3 protein-coding genes are annotated in these 2,997 nt (G+C 69.2%); 1 reads left to right on the forward strand and 2 read right to left on the reverse strand.

Annotated features, from left to right (window positions below; all coding sequences use genetic code 11):
* The coding region (locus AC1DU6_RS25430; RefSeq protein WP_477860490.1) for an NRDE family protein at positions 1-284 on the reverse strand (284 nt) is incomplete at its 3' end.
* 7 nt (positions 285-291) lie between these two features.
* A complete protein-coding gene (locus tag AC1DU6_RS25435; RefSeq protein ID WP_457324503.1) occupies positions 292-1,680 on the reverse strand; it encodes an L-serine ammonia-lyase in 1,389 nt (462 codons plus the stop codon).
* A 72-nt stretch (positions 1,681-1,752) separates the two neighbouring features.
* On the opposite strand from AC1DU6_RS25435, the gene AC1DU6_RS25440 reads away from it, so the two are divergent.
* Positions 1,753-2,997: 7TMR-DISM family protein (locus tag AC1DU6_RS25440; RefSeq protein WP_477860492.1), on the forward strand; the 1,245-nt coding region annotated here is incomplete at its 3' end.

Consider the following 2,997-nt stretch of genomic DNA (forward strand, 5'->3'; position numbering starts at 1 on the left):
TCGCTGGACGAGCCAAGCCAGTCAACGACCAGGGCGCCGCGCGACGGCGCATCGACGATCTGCCTTCCCGGCTCGCGCACATTGGTCAGCAGCGCGAGACGCCCGGCGCGCGTCAGGCCAAACCAGGTGCCGCCGGCGCTGAGATCGCGGCCGGCGAGGATGTCGGGCAGGTCCGGCCACCAACCCATGGGCGCGGCCTCGCGAGCGAAAAACTCGTCGCGGTTGGCGGCGATGACGAGGGGGAAGCGCGGGTGGGCGTTCAGCGCGAACGCAGCGAGGCACATGGCGGCGTCAGCACTCGACGATGTTGACCGCCAGTCCGCCGCGGGCCGTTTCCTTGTACTTGGTCATCATGTCGGCGCCGGTGTCGCGCATGGTCTTGATGACCTTGTCCAGGCTGACGAAGTGGGTGCCGTCGCCGCGCAACGCCATGCGCGCCGCGTTGATGGCCTTGACCGAGGCGATGGCATTGCGCTCGATGCAGGGGATCTGCACCAGGCCGCCGACCGGATCGCAGGTCAGGCCCAGGTGGTGCTCCATGCCGATCTCGGCCGCGTTCTCGACCTGCTCGGGCGTGCCGCCCATCACCTGGCAGAGGGCACCCGCAGCCATCGAGCAGGCCACGCCGACCTCACCCTGGCAGCCGACCTCGGCACCGCTGATGGACGCGTTTTCCTTGTAGAGGATGCCGATGGCTGCGGCGGTCAGCAGGAAGTCGACGACGCCGCGTTCATTGGCATGGTGCACGAAGCGCGTGTAGTAGTGCAGCACCGCGGGCACGATGCCGGCCGCGCCGTTGGTGGGCGCCGTGACGACGCGGCCGCCGGCGGCGTTTTCCTCGTTGACGGCCAGCGCGTAGAGGTTGACCCAGTCCATCACCTGCAGAGGATCGCGCAGTGCGGCCTCGGGGTTGGCCGTCAGGTCGCGGTGCAGCTGCGCGGCGCGGCGCTTGACCTTGAAGCCGCCGGGCAGGATGCCCTCGGTCTTGCAGCCGCGTGTGACGCAGGCCTGCATGACGCCCCAGATCTTCATCAATCCGGCGTCGATCTCGGCCTCGGTGCGCCAATGGCATTCGTTGCGCCGCATCAGCTCGGCGATGGAGATGCCGTGGCGCTTGGTCAGCTCCAGCAGCTCGTCGCCGGACTTGAAGGGGTAGGGCAGTACCGTCGTGTCGGGCGCGATCACCTTCTGCTTGCTGCCGTCGGCCGCCACTTCGTCGCTGACGACAAAGCCGCCGCCGACGGAGTAGTAAACGCGGTTGGCGATCTCGTTGCCTTCGGCGTCGAAGGCGATGCAGCGCATGCCGTTGGCGTGGAAGGGCAGCGTCTCGCGGCGCTTGAAGACCAGGTCCTTGGCTTCGTCGAAAACGACCTTGTGCTGGCCGAGCAGGTTCAAGTCGCCTGCGCGGATGGTGTCCATCAAGGCCGGGATGGCCTCGATGTCCACTGTGTCAGGCTCATGCCCGGCCAGGCCCAGCAGCACGGCCTTGTCGCTGCCGTGACCCTTGCCGGTGGCGCCGAGTGAGCCGTACAGGATGACCTGCACCCGGGCCACCTTGTCGAGCAGGCCGTCGTGCTGCAGCCGCAGGCCGAACAGGCGCGCGGCGCGCATCGGCCCGACCGTGTGCGAGCTGCTCGGGCCGATGCCGATCTTGAAGAGGTCGAAGACGGAGACTGCCATGGGAGGCCTTTCGGGCAATGAGTGGAAGCCTCTCAGCGGAGCGGGTGCGGGCGCTGCCTACACTCCCGCCCCATGCTGAAGAGGTGTTTGGGTGGGCGCCAGCAAGCCTGGCGGTGGTGGGTGGCGGGGATGTTGTGGCTGCTGTCGGGCGTCGCCTGGGCGGGTGGTGTCGACCTGCAGGCCCTGCCGGCCGATGGGCTGGCGCTGGGGCCGCACTGGGAGCTGTTGCAGGACCCAGACCGCAAGCTGGATCTGGCAGCCGCGGCCCGTGGCGACTGGCAGCCCAGCACGGCCGGCGGCGAGGCCGTGTCGTTCGGCTACACCGGGGCCGCGGTCTGGCTGCGCCTGCCGCTGCGCAACGGTGGCAGCCAGCCGGTGCAGGCCATGCTGGACATCAGCTATCCGCTGCTGCAATACCTCGACGTGAGCCTGCTCGCGCCGGACGGCACCGCCATCAGGCATGAGCTCGGCTACCAACGCCCCTTTGCCCAGCGGCGCTGGCCGGGTGGCAACTTCGCCGTGCCGGTCACGCTGGCCCCGGGCGAAACCCGGACGCTGGTACTGCGCGTGGCGTCCGCGAATTCGCTGATCGTGCCGGCCCGACTGTGGCGCGCCGATGCCTTTCCGCACTTCGACCAGCGCCGGCTGGCCGTGCAGATGCTGTACTTCGGGCTGGCGCTGGCCGTGGGCCTCTACAACCTGGTGATCTTCCTGCTGCTGCGCGACGCGTCGTTCGGTTGGTACGTGCTGTTCGCCGGCAGCATCGCGGCGTCGCTGGCTTGCTTCACCGGCATCGGCACCAACTTCCTTTGGCCGGACGCCCCCTTCTGGCAGCAGCGCGGCGTCAACGTGCCCGGCTCGGTGGCGGCTATCGCGCTGATGATGTTCTCGCGCCGCATGCTGCGCACGCCGCAGACCATGCCGCGGCTGGACCTCGGGCTGCGTGCGCTGATCGCGCTGAATGTGCTGCTCATCCCGTTGCTGATGGGCTGGTTCGCGCAGACGGCGCCGTTCTGGGCCGTCTGCAGCGCCACGACCGCCGCACTGCTGCTGGCCTGCGGCATCACCGGCACGTTGCAGCGCCAGCGCAGTGCCTACTTCTTCGTCGTGGCCTTCAGCGTGCTGCTGGTGGCCGTGCTGCTGGGCCATATGCGCAACCTGGGCGTGCTGCCCAGCAACCTGATCACCAGCGCCGGCACCCAGGCCGGCTCGGCGGTCGACCTGCTGCTGCTGTCGCTGGCGCTGGCTGACCGCTACGCGCGCATGCGCGCCGACAAGGAGCAGGCCCAGGCGCGCGCACTGCAGGCCGAGCAAGCC

The organism is Roseateles sp. P5_B10, from assembly GCF_056400485.1.